At 66.1% G+C, this 17,705-nt stretch carries 15 protein-coding genes; 5 read left to right on the top strand and 10 right to left on the bottom strand.

Going from position 1 to position 17,705, the window contains the following annotated elements:
• Positions 1-99 precede the first annotated feature (99 nt).
• The 6 genes from AC1DDA_RS04455 to AC1DDA_RS04430 form a co-directional block, all read right to left on the bottom strand.
• Complete coding sequence (locus AC1DDA_RS04455) at positions 100-957, bottom strand: D-amino-acid transaminase (protein ID WP_476794798.1); 858 nt, start codon at positions 955-957, stop codon at positions 100-102.
• Between the two features lie 111 nt (positions 958-1,068).
• On the bottom strand, positions 1,069-2,670 hold the full coding sequence (locus AC1DDA_RS04450; RefSeq protein WP_476794797.1) for a peptide ABC transporter substrate-binding protein: 1,602 nt from the start codon (positions 2,668-2,670) through the stop codon (positions 1,069-1,071).
• Between the two features lie 100 nt (positions 2,671-2,770).
• Positions 2,771-3,874 carry an alpha/beta hydrolase family protein gene (locus tag AC1DDA_RS04445; RefSeq protein WP_476794796.1) on the bottom strand — a complete coding sequence of 368 codons (1,104 nt, stop codon included), beginning with the start codon at positions 3,872-3,874 and terminating at the stop codon, positions 2,771-2,773.
• Positions 3,875-3,882: 8 nt separating this feature from the next.
• Entirely contained in the window at positions 3,883-6,177 is a 2,295-nt protein-coding gene (locus tag AC1DDA_RS04440; protein WP_476794795.1) for an NADP-dependent malic enzyme, read from the bottom strand.
• Positions 6,178-6,421: 244 nt separating this feature from the next.
• The gene (locus AC1DDA_RS04435) at positions 6,422-6,658 is read right to left on the bottom strand and encodes an Lrp/AsnC ligand binding domain-containing protein (RefSeq protein WP_066610093.1); all 237 of its coding nucleotides are present in this window, start codon (positions 6,656-6,658) and stop codon (positions 6,422-6,424) included.
• 112 nt (positions 6,659-6,770) lie between these two features.
• On the bottom strand, positions 6,771-7,595 hold the full coding sequence (locus AC1DDA_RS04430) for an alpha/beta hydrolase (protein ID WP_476794794.1): 825 nt from the start codon (positions 7,593-7,595) through the stop codon (positions 6,771-6,773).
• A 136-nt stretch (positions 7,596-7,731) separates the two neighbouring features.
• Between AC1DDA_RS04430 and AC1DDA_RS04425 the strand changes: the two genes are divergently transcribed.
• Positions 7,732-8,730, top strand: coding sequence for an asparaginase (locus AC1DDA_RS04425; RefSeq protein ID WP_476794793.1), 999 nt, complete (start codon positions 7,732-7,734; stop codon positions 8,728-8,730).
• Between the two features lie 6 nt (positions 8,731-8,736).
• On the opposite strand, the gene AC1DDA_RS04420 is transcribed toward AC1DDA_RS04425, so the two are convergent.
• Positions 8,737-10,110, bottom strand: coding sequence for a TIGR03808 family TAT-translocated repetitive protein (locus tag AC1DDA_RS04420; protein ID WP_476794792.1), 1,374 nt, complete (start codon positions 10,108-10,110; stop codon positions 8,737-8,739).
• Positions 10,111-10,214: 104 nt separating this feature from the next.
• Entirely contained in the window at positions 10,215-11,201 is a 987-nt protein-coding gene (gene meaB, locus AC1DDA_RS04415) for a methylmalonyl Co-A mutase-associated GTPase MeaB (protein ID WP_476795123.1), read from the bottom strand.
• A 133-nt stretch (positions 11,202-11,334) separates the two neighbouring features.
• On the opposite strand from meaB, the gene AC1DDA_RS04410 reads away from it, so the two are divergent.
• Positions 11,335-12,483 carry an alpha/beta hydrolase gene (locus tag AC1DDA_RS04410; RefSeq protein ID WP_441511112.1) on the top strand — a complete coding sequence of 383 codons (1,149 nt, stop codon included), beginning with the start codon at positions 11,335-11,337 and terminating at the stop codon, positions 12,481-12,483.
• A gap of 133 nt (positions 12,484-12,616) precedes the next feature.
• The gene (locus AC1DDA_RS04405; RefSeq protein ID WP_441511113.1) at positions 12,617-13,621 is read left to right on the top strand and encodes an alpha/beta hydrolase; all 1,005 of its coding nucleotides are present in this window, start codon (positions 12,617-12,619) and stop codon (positions 13,619-13,621) included.
• 12 nt (positions 13,622-13,633) lie between these two features.
• Here the strand turns inward: AC1DDA_RS04405 and AC1DDA_RS04400 are convergent, their stop codons facing one another.
• Complete coding sequence (locus AC1DDA_RS04400) at positions 13,634-14,092, bottom strand: Lrp/AsnC family transcriptional regulator (RefSeq protein WP_149130346.1); 459 nt, start codon at positions 14,090-14,092, stop codon at positions 13,634-13,636.
• A 146-nt stretch (positions 14,093-14,238) separates the two neighbouring features.
• Here AC1DDA_RS04400 and AC1DDA_RS04395 point away from each other — a divergent pair, with 146 nt between their 5' ends.
• The gene (locus tag AC1DDA_RS04395) at positions 14,239-15,522 is read left to right on the top strand and encodes a cystathionine gamma-synthase family protein (protein WP_476794791.1); all 1,284 of its coding nucleotides are present in this window, start codon (positions 14,239-14,241) and stop codon (positions 15,520-15,522) included.
• A 111-nt stretch (positions 15,523-15,633) separates the two neighbouring features.
• Here AC1DDA_RS04395 and AC1DDA_RS04390 read toward each other — a convergent pair whose 3' ends face one another.
• Positions 15,634-16,371 carry a DUF3750 domain-containing protein gene (locus AC1DDA_RS04390; protein ID WP_476794790.1) on the bottom strand — a complete coding sequence of 246 codons (738 nt, stop codon included), beginning with the start codon at positions 16,369-16,371 and terminating at the stop codon, positions 15,634-15,636.
• Between the two features lie 197 nt (positions 16,372-16,568).
• On the opposite strand from AC1DDA_RS04390, the gene AC1DDA_RS04385 reads away from it, so the two are divergent.
• Positions 16,569-17,681 (top strand): polyamine ABC transporter substrate-binding protein, encoded by a 1,113-nt coding sequence (locus AC1DDA_RS04385; protein WP_476794789.1) that lies wholly within the window; start codon positions 16,569-16,571, stop codon positions 17,679-17,681.
• Positions 17,682-17,705 lie beyond the last annotated feature (24 nt).

Raw genomic sequence — 17,705 nt, 5'->3', positions numbered from 1 at the left:
CCGACCATCCACGTCTTTCGTCGTCGAGGGCGGCGTTCAAGGCGTGGATGCTCGCCACAGGGGCGAGCATGACGCCGAGATACGCGGTGGCCTGCGATTTCAGCCCAGGACGCCGCCCTTGCGGGCGTAGGCGATATAGATCTCGCGCAGGCGCAGCGCGGTCGGGCCGGGGGCGCCGTTGTGGATCGTGTGGCCGTCGATCGAGGTTACCGGCATGACGAGGCTGGTCGCGGAGGTGATGAAGGCCTCCTCGGCATCGAGCGCCTCCTCAAGCGTGAATTCGCGCTCCTCGAAGGCGAAGCCGGATTCCGCGAGATAGGCGAGCACCGCCTTGCGGGTGATGCCCGGCAGCACCTTGTTCGAAAGCGGGCGCGAGATCAGCGTCTTGCCCTTGACGATCCAGGCGGTGGAGGAGGCGCCCTCCGTCACCACGCCGTCCTCGACCAGCCAGGCCTCCTGCGCGCCGCTCTCCAGCGCGAACTGCTTTGCGAGCACGGGCGCGAGCAGGTTGACGCTCTTGATGTCGCGGCGGGCCCAGCGCAGGTCGGGCGTCGAGACGACCTTGATGCCGGTCTTGGCCGTCGGCGCGTTCACGAAATTGCGGGCCTGGGTGAACATCACCAGCGTAGGCGCGACATCCTTCGGGAAGGGGAAGTCGCGATCGGCCGCGCCGCGCGAGACCTGCAGATAGATGCCGCCTTCGTCGAGGTTGTTGCGCTTGATCAGCTCCTCATGGATCGCGACGAGCTCGGTCTTCGACCAGGGCAGGGCAAGCCGGATCTCGCCGCAGGAGCGCTCGAGGCGGGCCAGATGCGCCTCGCAGTCGACGAGCTTGCCGCCGATCACGGCCGAAACCTCGTAGATGCCGTCACCGAAGATGAAGCCGCGATCGAACACGGAAATCTTGGCATCTTCCTCGGGGAGGTAGGCGCCATTGACATAGACGATACGGCTCATCGCTGCGGACCCGCTGGGTGGGAAAAGGACGCGCTCTTCCTAGCGGAGCTTCGCGGCGCTTGCGAGCATCAAGGCAGGGAAACGGCCCGGCGTCTGGCGCAGGGCGCAGTATTAGGCTTTCAGACTGAGGAACCGCGTCGGGATCGCACCGCGCAGGTTCTGCTCGAAGCCGACGAGCTTCGGCGAGACGAGATTCTTGGTCGAATAGTGCAGCACCGGAATCCAGGGCTCTTCGCTGATGACGATGCTATCGGCCTCGCGCAGGATGACGGCGCGCTTGGAGATGTCGAGTTCGTCGGCGGCGAGCTTCATCAGCGCGTCGAATTGCGGGTTGCCGTACTTGCCGATGTTGAAGCCGACATTGTCGCTCTGGAACAGGAACAGGAAGTTCTGCGGGTCCGAATAATCGCCGATCCAGCCGTAGCGGGCGACGTCGAAATCGCCGCCTTCGCGCAGATAGGCGAAATGCGTCCGGTAGTCGGTCTCGACGAAGCGGGTCTCCACACCGATGGCGTGCCACTGTTCCGCGATCGCCTCGGCGGTGTGGCGGTTGTTGTCGGTCGTGTTGAAGCGGTATTCGATCCGCAGCGGAAAGCCGTTGCCGAAGCCGGCCGAGGCCAAAAGACGCTTGGCCTCCTCCTCACGCTCCAGCACCGAATTGTGCCGGAAATCGAGTTCGGCCCGCTCGCCGTAATTGCCGATATGGGGTGGCACCACCCCATAGGCCGGCAGCATCGTACCGCCCCAGACCCGGTCGGCGATGAATTCGCGGTCGATCTGCAGCGAAAGAGCCCGGCGCACGCGGGCATCGTCGAAGGGCGGCTTGGCGCTGTTGAGGATCAGGAAATAGGTCGCGAGATAGGGGCCGATCCGAACCTGGTCTCCGAGTTTCTGGCGCAGTTGCTTGAACTGGTCTGCCGGAATGTCTGTCGTCAGATGCAACTCTCCGGCCTGGAAGCGCCGGGCCGCCGCCACGAGATCGGAGGCCGGATAGAAGATCACCGTGTCGATCTTCACATTGGCGGCGTCGTGGAAATGGGGGTTCCGATCGAGGCGGATATGCGAATTCGGGGCGAACTCCTTCAGCATGTAGGCGCCGTTGGTGATCCAGTTTTCTGGGCGCCCCGGTTCCTGCGTAGCCTTGGCCGTGCTGGCGGGATGGACGGGCAGCGTGCTCTGATGGGTCAGAAGCTCGAGCAGATAGGGCGTCGGCCGTTCGAGCGCGATCTCCAGCACGTGCTCGCCGGAAGCGACCACGCCGAGATCGTCGAGGGCGGAGCCGGTCGACGCCTTGTGGATCGGCTCGGCATTGCGGATCGGATAGAGCAGGTTGGCGTATCGCGCGCCGGTTTCCGGATCGAGGATACGGCGGAAGGAGTAGACGAAGTCGGCGGCACGTACCGGGTCGCCATTCGACCATTTCGCGTTGGGGCGCAGGTTGAAGCGCCAGCTCTTGCCGTCCGGGCTCATCGTCCAGCTCTCGGCGACGCCGGGCACGACCTCGCCCCTCATATTGTGGATGACGAGGCCTTCGCGCAGGTCGCGCAGCAGATGCGCTTCGGCGACGGTGGAGGTCTTGTGCGGATCGAGCGTTTCGGGGTCGCCGTCATTGCCCCGGTGGAAGACGATCCGGCTCTGGACCGCCTCGGCGCGGGTTGCGGCCAGGATGGCGGCGAATGCCAGAGGAGCGGTGCGGCGCGTGACGTCGAGCATGGCAACCTCCCTTGACCGGGCGTCGTTGCGAGCGATGCCCGACGGAGGGAAGTAGAACCCGCCTGAGTGAGTCTGCCAAGTCGGAAAAGCCGATCCTGCGCTAGGGCGCGTCGACGGCTTGGTCGTTCTCGAAAGCCAGGCGGCAATCCTCGGCCTTCTTGCCGCAATCGGACAGCGCGTTGCGACGGGCCGCCTCGAGATCCTTTTCGCCGTAGCGGTAGGTGAAGCTCTTGCCGGTTCGGCTGACGGCCATCGCCTTTTCACCGGGCGCGCTGAAATAGTTCTCGAACACCGAAGCACGTCCTTCGAGGCCGATGCGGTCGAACTCCGTCTTCGGCCGTTCCGGAGGATGGGTCGGCAGATTCCAGGCGCGCAAAGAAGTGTCCATCTCCCGGAGCCAAACGAAGCGGGCTCTGCCGTTCTGCAAGGCGGCATGGCCGCGTGGTTTGACCTCCGGCAACGCAATGAGACGTACATCGCCGCCACGGTCGAGAGCCGCGCCCCGCATACGGTCGACGAGGGACGGCGGGAAGAGCTCGTCGTTGCCGGCATAGACCCAGAGCTGCGGCACGGTATCCTTCCACGGCCAGTGCCGGACGGTCGCGACGAGCGCGTCCCGGCCCTTCTCGACGCAGTCGCTGAGATCGAGCCCGCCGGCGACGTTGATCACGGCCTTCAGGCCGGGCGGCTTGCGTTGGGCCAGCGCCATGACTGCGGCGCCGCCCGCCGATTCACCCAAGGCGATGACGCGGTCGGGCGCGACGTCGGGTCGCTCTGTCAAAGCCTTGAGCGCGGCCTCGAGCTCCTTTGCGTCGCTTTCGAAACGCGGCACCATGTTGGGCAGGCCGCAACCCGCACCTTCCGTGGAGAAGGGGCCGTCCGATTGTCCAAAACCGCGCCGGACGACGACCGCGGCGATCCAGCCCCGGCGGGCGAGGTCGCGTGCGATGGCCGCGTAACCGACGGCGCGCAGATCGCCCATCCTCGTATGACTCGGCGCCTTGCCATGCGTGATCAGCGCGAGCGGCAGACGGCCCGACGCGCGATCGGGGCGGACGACGAGGGTTTCGAGGCGAGCTACGCGGCCATCGATCTGGACGCGCAGGAAACCGGGCTCCTCGCGCAGCGGCTCCTGTGCCGGTGTCGCCGTCGCGGCCAGGCAGAGACCGATCGTGATGGCCAGTAGAGCGCGTGGCAGGGGCATCGCGCCGATCAACCGGCTGCCGCGGATCTCTCCTGGGCCTCTACCACCGCCACGGCCGTCATGTTGACCACGCCGCGTGCCGTCACCGAGCTGGTGAGGATATGAGCGGGCTTGGCCGTGCCGATCAGGATCGGGCCGACCGGCAGCGCATCCGCCAGCACCTTGGCGAACTGATGGGCGATGTTCGCCGCGTCGAGGTTCGGGAAGATCAGGACGTTCGCCATGCCCTTCAGAGTCGAGGAGGGCAGCACGCGCTCGCGGATCAGCGGCACCAGGGCCGTCTCGACCTCCATCTCGCCGTCGCACTCCAGATGCGGCGCGCGCTCGCGGATCAGCTTCAGCGCATTGCGCATCTTCAGCGCGCTCGGGGTGTCGGCCGCGCCGAAATCCGAATGCGAGAGCAGAGCGATCTTGGGGTCGAGGCCGAAGCGCTGGACATGGCTCGCCGCGAGCACGGTCATGTCCGCGATCTCCTCGGCGCTCGGATCGTGCTTCACATGGGTGTCGGAGAGGAAGAAGGCACCCTTGTTGGTGATGATCAGCGTCATGGCCGCGATATCGCAGACACCGGGCGCCAGGCCGATGATGTCCTTGATGTGCCGCAGACGCGACATGAACCGGCCTTCGAGCCCGGAGATCATCGCATCCGCCTCGCCACGCGCCACCGCGAGCGCGGCAATCACCGTGTTGTTGGTGCGCACCAGCGCGCGCGCCGCCTCTGGCGTGATGCCGCGCCGGCCGGCGATGTCGAGATAGGTCTGGACGTAGTCGCGATAGCGCGGGTCGTCCTCGGGGTTGACCACCTGGAAGTCGACGCCCGGCTTCAGCGACAGGCCAAAGCGCTGGATGCGGGTCTCGATCACGCTCGGGCGGCCGATCAGGATCGGGATGGCGAGGCCTTCCTCCAGCGCGACCTGGGCGGCGCGCAGCACGCGCTCATCCTCGCCTTCGGCGTAGATGACGCGCTTGGGGTCGGCCTTGGCCTGCTGGAACAGCGGCTTCATGATGAAGCCGGAGCGGAAGACGAAGCGCGAGAGCTGCTCGCGATAAGCCTCGACATCGACCAGCGGCTTGCGCGCGACGCCGGTCACCATGGCGGCTTCCGCCACGGCCGGGGCGATGCGCATGATCAGGCGCGGATCGAACGGATTCGGGATCAGCGAGGTCGCGCCGAAGGTCGAGGTCTCGCCGCCATAGGCGCGCGCCGCCACATCCGAGGAGGCCTCGCGGGCGAGCGCCGCGATGGCGCGCACCGCGGCGAGCTTCATCGCCTCGTTGATCGTCGTCGCCTGCACGTCGAGCGCGCCGCGGAAGATGTACGGGAAGCACAGGACGTTGTTGACCTGGTTCGGATAGTCCGAGCGGCCGGTGCAGATCATCGCGTCGGGACGCACGGCGAGCGCGTCCTCGGGCGTGATCTCGGGATTGGGGTTGGCGAGCGCCAGGATCAGCGGCTTCGGCGCCATGCTCTTGGCCATCTCGGGCTTGAGCACGCCTGCGGCGGACAGGCCGAGGAAGATGTCGGCTCCGCCGATCACGTCGGCCAGCGTGCGCGCGTCCGTCTCTTGCGCATAGACCTCCTTCCAGCGATCCATCAGCGTGTTTCGGCCTTGGTAGACCACGCCTTCGAGATCGGTGACCCAGATGTTCTTGCGCTGCGCACCGAGCTCGACGAGCAGGTTGGTGCAGGCGAGAGCGGCCGCGCCGGCGCCGGAGACGACGATCTTGACGTCGGCGATCTTCTTGCCGGCGAGGTCGAGGCCGTTCAGGACGGCCGCGCCGACGATGATCGCGGTGCCGTGCTGGTCGTCATGGAAGACCGGAATCTTCATGCGGGCCTTGAGCTGCTCCTCGATCTCGAAGCACTCCGGCCCCTTGATGTCCTCGAGGTTGATGCCGCCGAAGGTCGGCTCCAGTGCGGCGACGACCTCGACGAACTTCTCGATGTTCTTCTGCTCGACCTCGATGTCGAAGCAGTCGATGCCGGCGAATTTCTTGAACAGGACCGCCTTGCCTTCCATCACCGGCTTGGAAGCCAGCGGGCCGATGTCGCCCAGGCCCAGCACGGCCGTGCCGTTGGTGATGACGGCGACGAGGTTCTGGCGTGAGGTGAGTTCGGCCGCTTGAGACGGGTCGTCGACGATCGCCTCGCAGGCAGCGGCGACGCCGGGCGAATAGGCGAGGGCGAGGTCGCGCTGGTTGCCGAGCGGCTTGGTCGCCTGGATCTCCAACTTACCGGGCCGGGGCTGGCGATGATAGACGAGCGCGCCCGAGCGCAGATCGGAGGAAAGCGTGCTTTTCATGGCGCGGTGGTCCCTGCAGTCCGAAGGATGCTGGTCGCGCGAAAGGCCATGCGGCGTCAAGCGGTCAGGATGCCTCGGTGGCCGCAGCAAGGCAAAGATCAGGCCGCGGCCGATTGAATCAATCCGTGAAAGAGGTGAATCGCTCTGTGAGCAGGCTGCGACAACCCGTTGGCACGACTCAGGAAACGCAGCCTTGAATCAGAAGATGCGCTGGTTGAATCGAAGGCTCGAATGCGAGCGCGGCTCAGAAGGCCTTGAAGGTGATGATCGTGTGCGTGTCCGCGATCTCGGGGATCGACTGCACCTTCTGCGCGACGAAATGCCCGATATCGACGTCGGCGCCGACATGGAACTTGGCCAGGATGTCGTAGTTGCCGGCGGTCGAGTAGATCTCCGAGGCGATCTCGCGATCGGCCAGTTCGCTGGCGACCTCATAGGTCTTGCCGAGCTTGCATTTGATCTCGACGAAGAAGGTCTGCATCGCGCGCTCCGAAACTCTGATGCGGTCTGGATAAGGCATCGGCCCGAAAAGGGAAATGCGGTTTTCGGGCGAGACCGATGCTTCGGCGCAGGCGATCCCCTCTGCGCAGAGATCAAGCGCCAGCGAGCGCCGCGATGCGCCGTGTCATCGGATTGTCCGGCTCCGTCAGCCCGGCGATGATGGTGAAATGATTGGCGCCGGGGATTTCCTCATAGCGCGTCGTCACGCCTTCCAGCCCCCAGACATCGACGATCCGGCGGCTCTGCTTGTGGTACTCGGCGCTCTCCTCGCCGCCGACTACGGCGTCCATCGTCAGCCGCGACGGCGCCGACCAGAATAGCGGACTTTCGAGCTCGGCCGCTTCCATGCTGAGGCCGAGGGCCTTGTTGATGCTCGTCTCGGTCAGGGGTTTGAGGTTGTAGAGGCCGGAAATGCCATAGGCGGCGGGCACCAGATGCTCGGGCAGGTCGGCGCCGACATTCTTCCAGTCGGTAGCGAGCGTGCAGGCGCTGAGATGCCCGCCGGCAGAGTGGCCGGTCGCGACGACCGGCAGGCCGAAGCGACGCCAGAGCGCGGCAGCTGCCTGCTGAAGCTCCCAGACGATATGCCCGAGATGGACCTGCGGGCAGAGATCGTAGCCCACGACCGCCACGGGCAGGCCGAGCTGGTTCAGCCCACGCGCCATATGCGAGAAGAAGCTCCGGTCGAGCGCCTGCCAGTAGCCGCCATGGATGAACATCACCAGCGCGTTGCCGCGGATCGTCTCCGGCTTGAACAGATCGTAGAGCTGCCGCTCGCCCTCGCCATAGGAGACGCCGAGCTCGCACAGCGCGGTCGCCCTGTAGGCGGCGGCGTCGGCCTGCCAGCCGGCGATGATGCCGGGATGCTCCGGCACGCGGGCGCGGTTGTTGTATTCGGTCTCGTAGTCCGGCGACATCGGTATCCTGCTCGGCGGTGGCACGGCTGATGGGTGTACGGTGGCAGCCGTTCGCGGTTTCCGCCAGCGCTTTTGACAGGTGGCGCGCCCGGCGCCAAAAGCGGCAATCCGCAGCAAGCGGAATCTGGAGGTCGCCATGGAAAACCCCGTCCTCGCCGAAGTCACGCGCGGCAATGTCGTCGAATCGCGCCATCGGGGGTCTGCGATCGTCGTCGATGCCGATGGTGGAGTGGTCTTCGCGGTGGGGGACATCGAGCGGCCTGTGTTTCCGCGTTCGGCGGTGAAGGCGATCCAGGCGCTGCCTTTGCTGGAAAGCGGCGCGGCCGACCGCTACGGCCTGACGGAGGCGGAGATCGCGCTCGCGGTCTCCTCGCATTCAGGCGAGCCGCTGCACGCCGAGACCTCGCTCGCGATGCTGAAGAAGGCAGGCCGCGATGCCGGCTGCCTCGAATGCGGGGCGCATTGGCCGATGAATGACTCGGTGGCGCGGGCCTTGGCCAAGTCGGGCGCCGAGCCGAGCGCGCTCAACAATAATTGCTCGGGCAAGCATGCCGGATTCGTCTGCCTGTCCTGCAGCCTGGATGAGGATCCGGCCGGCTATGTGAAGCAGGGGCATGCCGTCCAGCGGGCGGTGCGCGGCGCCCTCGAGGAGGTGACCGGCGCTGAGCATTCCAGCGAGCGCATGGGCATCGATGGCTGTTCGATTCCCTCCTATGCTGTACCCCTGAAGGCGCTGGCGTTGGGCTTTGCGCGCCTCGGCACCGGCCACGGCTTTGGCCCCGAGCGGGCGAAGGCCGCCGCGCGCATTCGCGCCGCCGCAGCGGCCCATCCTTTCATGGTGGCTGGCACTGATCGCTACGACACGCGGCTGATGAGCTTGCTCGGCGCCCGCGCCTTCACCAAGACTGGCGCCGAAGGCGTTTACTGCGCTGCCCTGCCGGAGCTGGGCTATGGCATCGCGCTGAAATGCGATGACGGCGCTGGCCGTGCCGCGGAAGTCGCGCTCGGCGCGCTGATCGCCCGCTTCCTGCCGATGGACGAGGCGACGCAGGCCGCCTTCGCGCCGCTGCGCGAAACCGTACTGAAGAACTGGAACGGCATCGAAGTCGGGCGCATCCGGGCCCCCGCGGCCTGAGATATCTCAGCGCACGGCGTTGTTCTCGATCCTGACGCCGGCCGCCTTCGCGTCGGGCGCCCTGGCGAGGTCGCCCGTGACCGGCTTGCCGTATTCGGTGCCGACGATGGCGCCATTGCGTGCCTCGTCGATGACGTTGTTCGCGATCAGGGCGTTGCGCTCCTTCGGCACGAGCGAGACGGCTATGCCGATGCCGGCCTTGCGCACGATGTTGCCGGTCGCCACCAGGTTGCGCATCCCCCAGGACCAGCCGAGCGAGATGCCGATCTCGCTCGCATTCTCGATCACGTTTCCGGTCACGGCCACCTCGGCCTCGACATGGACTCCGATCCCGCCGACCGGCTCCCCGCCATTGGGCGGCAGGTCGCGCTTGGCGTTGCGAATGATGTTGTTGGCGAAGACGGCGAGCCGCCCACCATGGTCGAGATTGGTGATGTTGGCGCCTTGGGCGCAGTCCTCGACCAGGTTGTTCGCCATGATCGTGCCTTCGAAGGCGAATTCGGCATAGAGCGCGACTTCGCCGCAGCGGCGGCCCTGATTCCCGAGGATCTGCACCCCGGAGCCGGAATTGTTGCGGATGAAGGTCATGGCGCAGTCGCGCAACTGGTTGCCTTCGATGATCACGCCACCGGCGCGGTAGAGACTGATGCCATTGCCGTTCTGCCCGTTGCCGCCTGCATCGGCGCGAATGCGGCTGACGCGATTGCCGCGCAGGATCGAGCGGTCGTCGCCGGCCTGGCTCCGCCAGATCTGGATGCCATTGTTGCCGCAATCCTCGATATCGTTCTGCTCGATGACGAGGCCCGCCGAGTCGAACGAGAACAGGGCGGAATCGCGCATGCCGCGGAAGCGGCTTGCCACGATGCGCCCGCCGCAGCGGTGCAGGGTCAGGCCGACCGACCCGGCCTTGGCGAAGTCGCAGTCCGAGATCGTGATCGCGCCGATATTGTTGCAGGCGACGAGGCCGTCGCGCTGCGGCGAAGGGATGTCGAGCCCGTCGAAGGCAAGGCCGGTCAGATTTGCGCGAGCGATATTGTTGGCGACAAACAGCGGATTGCCATTTGCAGTCACGAGGAGGGTCTGCCCGGGCATCCCGACGATGTTCGCGCCGTCCGGCAGGCGCACTGAGGCAAGTCGGTAGCGCCCAGCTGGAACCATGAGCGGGGCATTGCGCTTTGCCGCTTCATTCAATGCCGCCTGGAGCCGGCTTGACTGATCCTCCGAAGCGCCCGGCCGCAATCCGAACTGGGCGGCGTCCAGGCCGAAATGGCCAAGCGGGCCGCCGCGGGATGGCGCTGCCGATTGCGCACGGGCCGGCAGGTGAAACCATGCCGGGGCTGTCAGGCCGGCAGCCAGGAAACCGCGCCGCGAAAGCACCATGGAACCTCCTCTGCGACCCCGCCGCGATCAAACGGCGTGCCAGCCCCGCTGTCTCGATTTGAAACCGACGCCGCGCAGAACAAGCAAGATGCGGCTGGCGTCGGCTAGAGCCCGAGCGCGCGGGCGATCTCCTCGGCGGCAAGCGTCGGAGCGAGCTTGCCGGATGAGACCGCAGCCTCCAGTTCCGGCGCGCGCGCCTTCAGCGCAGGGTCGTGCCTGAGCTTGGCCTGCAGCCGATCCTGCACCATCGCCCACATCCATTTGACGTTCTGGCGCCGCCGCTTCTCGGTGATCAGGCCCTTGGCTTCGAAGCGGGCGCGATGATCCTCGATCCTGGTCCAGAGCGCGTCGAGCCCTTCGCCGGTCAGGCCGGAGATCGTCACCACGGGCGTGCTCCACAGGGTCGATGTGGGCGCCAGGATATGAAGTGCGGCCCTGTACTGCGCCGCTGCCGCGCGGGCCGCAGTTGCTCCGGCCCCGTCGGCCTTGTTGACCGCGATCATGTCGGCGAGCTCGATGATGCCCTTCTTGATGCCCTGCAGTTCGTCGCCGGCATTGGGCAGCATCAGCACCAGGAAGAAGTCGGTGAGATCGGCCACCGCCGTTTCGGACTGCCCCACGCCGACCGTCTCGACCAGGATGATGTCGAACCCTGCCGCCTCGCAGAGCAGCATCGTCTCGCGCGTCTTGGCCGCGACGCCGCCGAGCGTGCCGGAGGAGGGCGATGGCCGAATATAGGCGTTCGGATCGACGGAGAGACGTGCCATCCGGGTTTTGTCACCGAGAATCGACCCGCCGGTGCGGGTGGAGGAGGGGTCGACCGCCAGCACCGCCACCTTGTGCCCCTTGGCCGTGAGGTGACTGCCGAGCGCGTCGATCGTCGTCGATTTGCCGACCCCGGGAACGCCGGTGATGCCGACGCGGATGGCACGCCCGGTATGGGGCAACAGCCGCTGGATCAGCGCCTGCGCCTGCTCGCGATGGTCGGCGCGGCGCGATTCCGCGAGCGTGATCGCGCGGGCCAGGGCGGCGCGTTCGCCGGCGAGAAGCGCGGCGCCGAGCGAGTCGGCGGTGGGCGTGCGGTGGGCCATGACGCCAGTTAGCAAGGTGCCGCCGAGGGGGACAAGGAGTTCGCCGTGCGCCAGTTGCTTCATCACTGTGTCATGCACGCATCTTGAAGATCGGCGCATCCGGTGAGACGACTGAGCGATGATTGGAGTGGCGGTGCGGTTTCGCGGTGTTGTTTTGGCGTTGTTGCTGCCGCTGGTCCTTGCGGGCTGCTCGACGCCACGCACGCTTGAATTGAGCCAGGCGCCTGCGGCCGACATCGCCGGCACGGTCGAAATCTATGTCGCGACGACGCGCGAGCCCTCGGCGCAGCCGGTCTATTTCAATGGCGAGCGTTCGCCGAAGCTCTCCTTCGCGCGGCTCGACATCACCGTGCCGCGCAGCCACAAGCCCGGCAATCTGGAGCTGCCGAGCTCGGGGCCGGGCGATCCGGCCAAGTATTTCACCGCGACTTATGTCCAGCGGCTCGACCTAGCGCCCGTGATCTCGGATGTGCGCAAGGAACTCCAGAGCCGGCCGGTCGATCAGCGCGACGTGCTCGTCTTCGTCCACGGCTACAACACGAATTTCGCCGATGCGGCCTACCGCTTCGCCCAGATCGTCTATGATTCCGGCTTCAAGGGTGTGCCGGTGCTGTTCTCCTGGCCCTCGCGCGGCGAACTCCTCGCCTATCCCTATGACCGCGAGAGCGCCTACTACTCGCGCGACTTCCTCGAGGCCAGTCTGCGCGGCATCCCGCGCGATCTCGGCTCCACACGCATGGATATTCTCGCTCATTCCATGGGCACGCTGCTGACGCTGGAGACGTTGCGCCAGGCCGCGATCCGCGGCGACGGGGCCTTCGGCGGCAAGCTGCGCGACGTCATGCTGGCCGCGCCCGATGTCGATCTCGATGTCTTCAAGACGCAGATGGCGCAGATCCGTCGGCCCGTCACCGTCTTCGTATCGGCCGACGACAAGGCGCTCGACTTCTCGCGCCGCTTCGCAGGCGACAAGACCCGGCTCGGCTCCGTCTCTGCGAAGGATACCGAGATCATCGCGGAGCTGGAAAAGCTCGGCGTGCGGATCATCGACATCTCGGAGGTGGCCTCGGGCGACAGCCTGAACCACGCCAAGTTCGCTTCCTCGCCCAAGGTGGTACGGCTCATCGGCGAGCGGCTGCGGCAGGATAAGGGCATCGGCTTCGCCGGGCAGCAATTCGGCGACCGGATCGGCGACATCGCCGGCGGCGTCGTCGGCACGGTGGGCTCGACCGTCGGGTTGGTCGTGACCGCACCGGTAACGATCCTCTCCGGCGGGCAATGATGTCACATCGCTGCAACGGTCGGCGATCCCCGCAGCCAGGCCGCAGGGCCGCCCCATTCTGGCCGCGTTAGCCTGCCCTTAAGGCCCGGTTGGCCATTCGGCCTCTCACGATCGATCTTGGATGCCTGCCGCCATGCCTGTCACGAGGCGCGACTTTTCATGCCGCTCGCTGGCGCTCGCCGCGTTCCTGCCCCTCGGGCTTGCCGCCTGCGCCCAGAGCGAGGCGAGCGTCTCGCCCTTCGCCGAGCCGGAGCGCGCCGATAGCTCGGCGCTCGGCAAGGATCCGCGCCTGCTGGTCATGACGACGCGCAGGTCGGTCGGCAATGCCGCGCCCTATTTCGGCACCGATCGCGGGCCGCTGACCTTCGCCGAGGTGCGCCTGTCGGCGCCGGGGAGGGGAATATCCGGACGTGTTTCCTCCGCCGTCAGTGGCGACTGGGCTGTGCTCGGCGTCGGCCGCGAGGTGACCAACGACGCCCCGCGCGCCTTCTCGGATGCCGCCAATGGCCGCGACGTGCTGCTCTATGTCCACGGCTTCAACGAAACCTTCGAAACGGCCGCGCGCAGCGCCGGCCAGCTCTCGCATTCGCTCGAATTCCAGGGCCGCACCGCGCTCTTCACTTGGCCGTCCGGCGGCAAGCTGTTCGACTACGCCTATGACCGCGAGAGCGCGCTCTGGTCGCGCGACGGCTTCGTCCAGAGCCTGCAGGCGCTCGTCGCCAACCCGACGGTCGGGCGCATCCACATCGTCGCCCACTCGATGGGGACCTTCCTGACCCTGGAAGGCCTACGCGAATTGCGCGATTCCCAGGATGTCTATGCCCGGATCGGCTCCGTCGTGCTGGCTTCGCCCGATGTCGACATCGACGCCTTCGAGCAGACGGTGAAGAAGCTCGGACCGCTGGCGCAGCGCATGACCGTAATCATCGATCCCGGCGACCGGGCGCTTGCGGTCTCGGCGCGCATCGCCGGCGGCGTTGCACGCGCGGGCGCTGCCGACCGCTCGCGCCTCGACGCGCTGGGCGTGCGCGTCGCGGATACGTCCGGCCGCGGCTGGAGCATGCTGCGCCACGACCTGTTCCTGTCGAACAGCGAGGTCACTCAGGTCGTGCGCCGCGCCATGGATCGCGGCGCCTGACGAGGCCAGACCCTAGATCGGCGGCAGGCCCGAACGCTTCTTGATCGTCGCGAGCGCGAAGTTGGATTCGACCGACTGGATGCATTTCAGCCGCGTCGCCTTCTGCTTGAGGAAGCGCTCATAGCCTTCGATGCCGTCGGTGACGACGCGCAGCAGATAGTCCTGCGAGCCGGTCATGAGGTAGCATTCGGCGACTTCGCTCCAGCTTTCGACGGCCTTCTCGAATTCGGCGATCTGCTCCTGGTTCTGCTGGGTGAGACGCACCGAGACGAAGACGCTGAAGGGCAGGCCATAAGCCTTGGGGTCGACGACCGCCGTATAACCCTGGATGACGCCGGTCTCCTCCAGCCGCTTGAGCCGGCGCAGGCAGGGCGTCGGCGACAGCCCGACCCGCTGCGAGAGATCCTGATTGGTGATCCGCCCGTCCTCGCGGAGCACCGAGAGAATCCGACGATCGATCGTGTCGAGCATGATATGCTCCGCTGTGCAGGTTTGTGAGCAGGAAGCTGCAATCGTGAGTTTACGGTGAGCTTCATCGACCAAGCAATGGCGCTCTGATGAGATTATTCTCAACGGCAGCGATTCAGCGGCGCGGCCGGAAAAAAGGGAGACAGCTCATGAGCGGGGATAGCTATCACAAGGACCGGATCGCCAACCGAAAGCTCCATCCGGAGACGCTGATGATGGGCTTCGGCTATTCGCCGGCCATGTCGGAAGGTTCGCTCAAGCCGCCGGTCTTCCTGACCTCGACCTTCGTTTTCGAGAACGCCCAGCAGGGCAAGGACTTCTTCGACTTCACCTCGGGGCGGCGCCAGCCGAAGCCCGGCGAGAAGCCGGGGCTGGTCTATTCACGCTTCAACCATCCCAACATGGAGATTCTCGAGGATCGCCTGGCGATCTGGGACGAGGCCGAGAAATGCGCCGTCTTCGCCTCCGGCATGGCCGCGATCGCCACGACCTGCTTCGCCTTCCTGCGTCCGGGTGACACGATCCTCCATTCCCGTCCGCTCTATGGCGGCACGGAAACCCTGCTCAAAAACCAGATGGGCGCCTTCGGCATCACGCCGTTCGGCTTCACCGACGGGCTCGATATCGCGCAGATGCGGGAGGTTGCCAAGGCGGCAGCCGCCAAGGGCCGCGTCGCGATGATCCTGGTCGAAACCCCCGCCAATCCGACCAACGGCCTCGTCGATCTCGCCGCCTGCAAGACGATCGCCGACGAGCTGGAGAAGTCGCAGGGCCACCGTCCACCGGTCGTCGTCGACAACACCCTGCTCGGCCCGAAATACCAGAAGCCACTCAACCTCGGCGCCGACCTCACTCTGCTTTCGCTGACGAAATATGTCGGCGGCCATTCCGATCTCGTCGGCGGCTCGATCAGCGGTTCCGAGGCGCTGGTGCGGCAGGTGAAGGCTTGGCGCGGCTCGCTCGGCACGCAAGCAGACCCGAACTCCTGCTGGATGCTGATGCGCTCGCTGGAGACGCTGGATATCCGCATGAGCCGCGCCAACGAGAACGCCAAGCTGGTGGCGGAGTACCTCGAAAACCACCCGAAGGTGGCTAAGGTCCACTATCTCGGCAACCTCAAGGACAGCGATCCGCGCAAGGCCGTCTTCGACCGGCAGTGCAGCGCCGCGGGCTCGACTTTCGCCTTCGACGTCAAGGGCGGAGAGAAGGAAGCCTTCGCGCTCCTCGACAACCTCCAGATCATGAAGCTCGCCGTCAGCCTCGGCGGCACCGAGACGCTGGTCTCGCATCCGGCGGCGATGACCCATTCCGGCGTCGCCAGGGAGCTGCGTGAGGAGATCGGCCTGACCGACGCGCTGATCCGCATCTCGGTCGGCATCGAGAACATCGAGGACCTGATCTCCGATCTGGCGCAGGCTTTCGAGGCTGTTTGAGAGAAGGTGCGTCATGCTCGGGCTTGACCCGAGCATCCTGGAAACCAGTGCCCTCTCCGGCGGGAGATTCTCGGGTCTGCGCTTCGCTTCACCCGAGAATGACGACCGGCTTCAAACCCCGATCCGCCCCCAGCCCGGCAGCTTCAGCGCCGGGCTGCGCAGGTCGAACCCGGCGACGAGGCCGAGGATGTTGATCTCGATGCCCTCGACCCAGCCCACCGTGACGCCCGCAATCCCATAGGCCGAGGCCTGGATGCCCGTCCTGCTGGCGGTAAGGCCGGCGAACAGCCCGTCGGCGCGCCAGTCCTTGCCGATGGCTGTCGGCGGCAGCGCCTGCCGGAGTTCCGGCACCTCCGACAAAACGTGCTGGACGAAGCTGTTCGAATTCGGTCCCGGCCAGGCGAGATAGCTGTCCGGGCTCGAATAGGCGTAGCTCGCAACCGCCGCCCGAATGCGCGGAATCAGCCGTTCGGCGGCATCGCCGCGGACTTCGGCGACGAGTTCCGGCATATTGCCGAACCAGCGGCCATCGGCGTCGCGATGGTTGATCCGAACCGGCATGCCCCAGCCGACGACGTCGAAGCGCGTATAGGCGCTCGCGCCGCGCTCCTTCACCACGATCCAGGAATGATGCGCGAAGATTCCGCGCCAGCGCCCGACGCGCGCGGCGAAGAGATGCACCGTCGCTTCAGGCTCGACCGCGGCGGCGGGCAAAAGCCTCGCGCTCGTCCAGTCGGCCCGCCGCCAGTCGGGAGCATGCGTCTGCCAGATCCACCAGCCCGCATGGGTCGCGAGCGGCAGCAGGAAGGCGAGGGCGAAGAAAAGCAGGAAGCGGCGGAGGAAGCGCATCCGGCACGGTATGTGCAGAGCGGCAAAAGCCGGCAAGAACTTCGCCGATCACGCTTGCGTCACCCCGCGCGGACATGCTGCAGGGCCTCTTGGCAACCCGGGGCTGCGCGCGCGCATCGGGGGGGGCGCCTGAAGCCGGTTGATGCCGGGGGGAAAGCTGGTAGCGTGCGCGCGCCTGAGCTTGATGGAGGGGCAGATTGGGTAAGACGACGAAGCGATTGGCCGAGGCTATTGCCGCCTGCGCGATCGGGCTGGGACTTCTCGCCGCACCGGCGGCCGCGCAGGAGAAGCAGCTGCGCATCTTCAACTGGTCTGACTATGTCGATCCGGAGGTGCTTGATGCCTTCAAGAAGGAAACCGGCATCACCGTCGTCTACGACACCTTCGACCAGATGGAGACGGTCGAGACCAAGCTTCTGGCCGGCAAGACCGGCTACGACCTGATCGTCGTCACCGCGTCGTTCCTGCCGCGCCACATCCCGCTCGGCCTCTACCAGCCGATCGACAAGGACAAGGCGCCGAACCTCAGGAATCTCTGGCCGGAAATCCAGACCCGTCTGTCGAAATACGATCCCGGCAACAAATACGCCGTGAACTACATGTGGGGCACTACGGGGATCGGCTACAACACCGCCAAGATCAAGGAACGCCTCGGCCCCGACGCGGTGATCGACAGCTGGAAGATCGTCTTCGAGCCCGAGCAACTCAAGAAGCTCTCCAACTGCGGCGTCCATGTGCTCGATGCAGTCGAGGAGATGTTCCCGGCGGCGCTGCGCTATCTCGGGCTCGACCCCGACTCGAAGAACGAGGCCGATCTCAACAAGGCCGGCGAGCTCCTGCGCAAGATCCGCCCGCACATCCAGAAGTTCCATTCCTCGGAATATATCAACGCGCTGGCGAACGGCGATATCTGCCTGGCCGTCGGCTATTCCGGCGACATCCTCCAGGCCAAGAAGCGCGCCGAGGAGGCCAAGAACGGCGTCCAGATCGCCTATTACATCCCGAAGGAGGGCGCGCTGATGTGGTTCGACTCCTTCGTGATCCCGAAGGATGCCCGCAATGTCGACGGGGCGCTGAAGTTCATCGACTTCGTCAACCGGCCGGAGATGGCCGCGAAGAACTCTGACTTCATCCAGTACGCCAACGGCAACATCGCCTCGAAGCCGCTGCTCTCGGCCGCGGTGCGCGACAACCCCGGCATTTACCCGTCGGATGCGGTGATGGCGCGGCTCTATACGATCACGCCCTATGACCAGAAGGCGCAGCGGCTGGTGAACCGGCTCTGGACGCGCGTCAAGACCGGCAAGTGACCGGCTTCGGACAGGTCGCGAGCC

It is taken from the genome of Allobosea sp. 10N428 (genome assembly GCF_056394545.1).
This window is presented reverse-complemented; position numbering and strand designations above follow the sequence as displayed.

Bases quoted from the DNA above. Each gene is read 5' to 3' on its own strand.
- AC1DDA_RS04445 (WP_476794796.1), bottom strand. From the start codon at position 3,874: ATGCCCCTGCCACGCGCTCTACTGGCCATCACGATCGGTCTCTGCCTG.
- AC1DDA_RS04420 (WP_476794792.1), bottom strand. From the start codon at position 10,110: ATGGTGCTTTCGCGGCGCGGTTTCCTGGCTGCCGGCCTGACAGCCCCG.
- AC1DDA_RS04405 (WP_441511113.1), top strand. From the start codon at position 12,617: ATGCCTGTCACGAGGCGCGACTTTTCATGCCGCTCGCTGGCGCTCGCC.
- AC1DDA_RS04395 (WP_476794791.1), top strand. From the start codon at position 14,239: ATGAGCGGGGATAGCTATCACAAGGACCGGATCGCCAACCGAAAGCTC.
- meaB (WP_476795123.1), bottom strand. From the start codon at position 11,201: ATGGCCCACCGCACGCCCACCGCCGACTCGCTCGGCGCCGCGCTTCTC.
- AC1DDA_RS04400 (WP_149130346.1), bottom strand. From the start codon at position 14,092: ATGCTCGACACGATCGATCGTCGGATTCTCTCGGTGCTCCGCGAGGAC.
- AC1DDA_RS04440 (WP_476794795.1), bottom strand. From the start codon at position 6,177: ATGAAAAGCACGCTTTCCTCCGATCTGCGCTCGGGCGCGCTCGTCTAT.
- AC1DDA_RS04450 (WP_476794797.1), bottom strand. From the start codon at position 2,670: ATGCTCGACGTCACGCGCCGCACCGCTCCTCTGGCATTCGCCGCCATC.
- AC1DDA_RS04390 (WP_476794790.1), bottom strand. From the start codon at position 16,371: ATGCGCTTCCTCCGCCGCTTCCTGCTTTTCTTCGCCCTCGCCTTCCTG.
- AC1DDA_RS04435 (WP_066610093.1), bottom strand. From the start codon at position 6,658: ATGCAGACCTTCTTCGTCGAGATCAAATGCAAGCTCGGCAAGACCTAT.
- AC1DDA_RS04425 (WP_476794793.1), top strand. From the start codon at position 7,732: ATGGAAAACCCCGTCCTCGCCGAAGTCACGCGCGGCAATGTCGTCGAA.
- AC1DDA_RS04430 (WP_476794794.1), bottom strand. From the start codon at position 7,595: ATGTCGCCGGACTACGAGACCGAATACAACAACCGCGCCCGCGTGCCG.
- AC1DDA_RS04455 (WP_476794798.1), bottom strand. From the start codon at position 957: ATGAGCCGTATCGTCTATGTCAATGGCGCCTACCTCCCCGAGGAAGAT.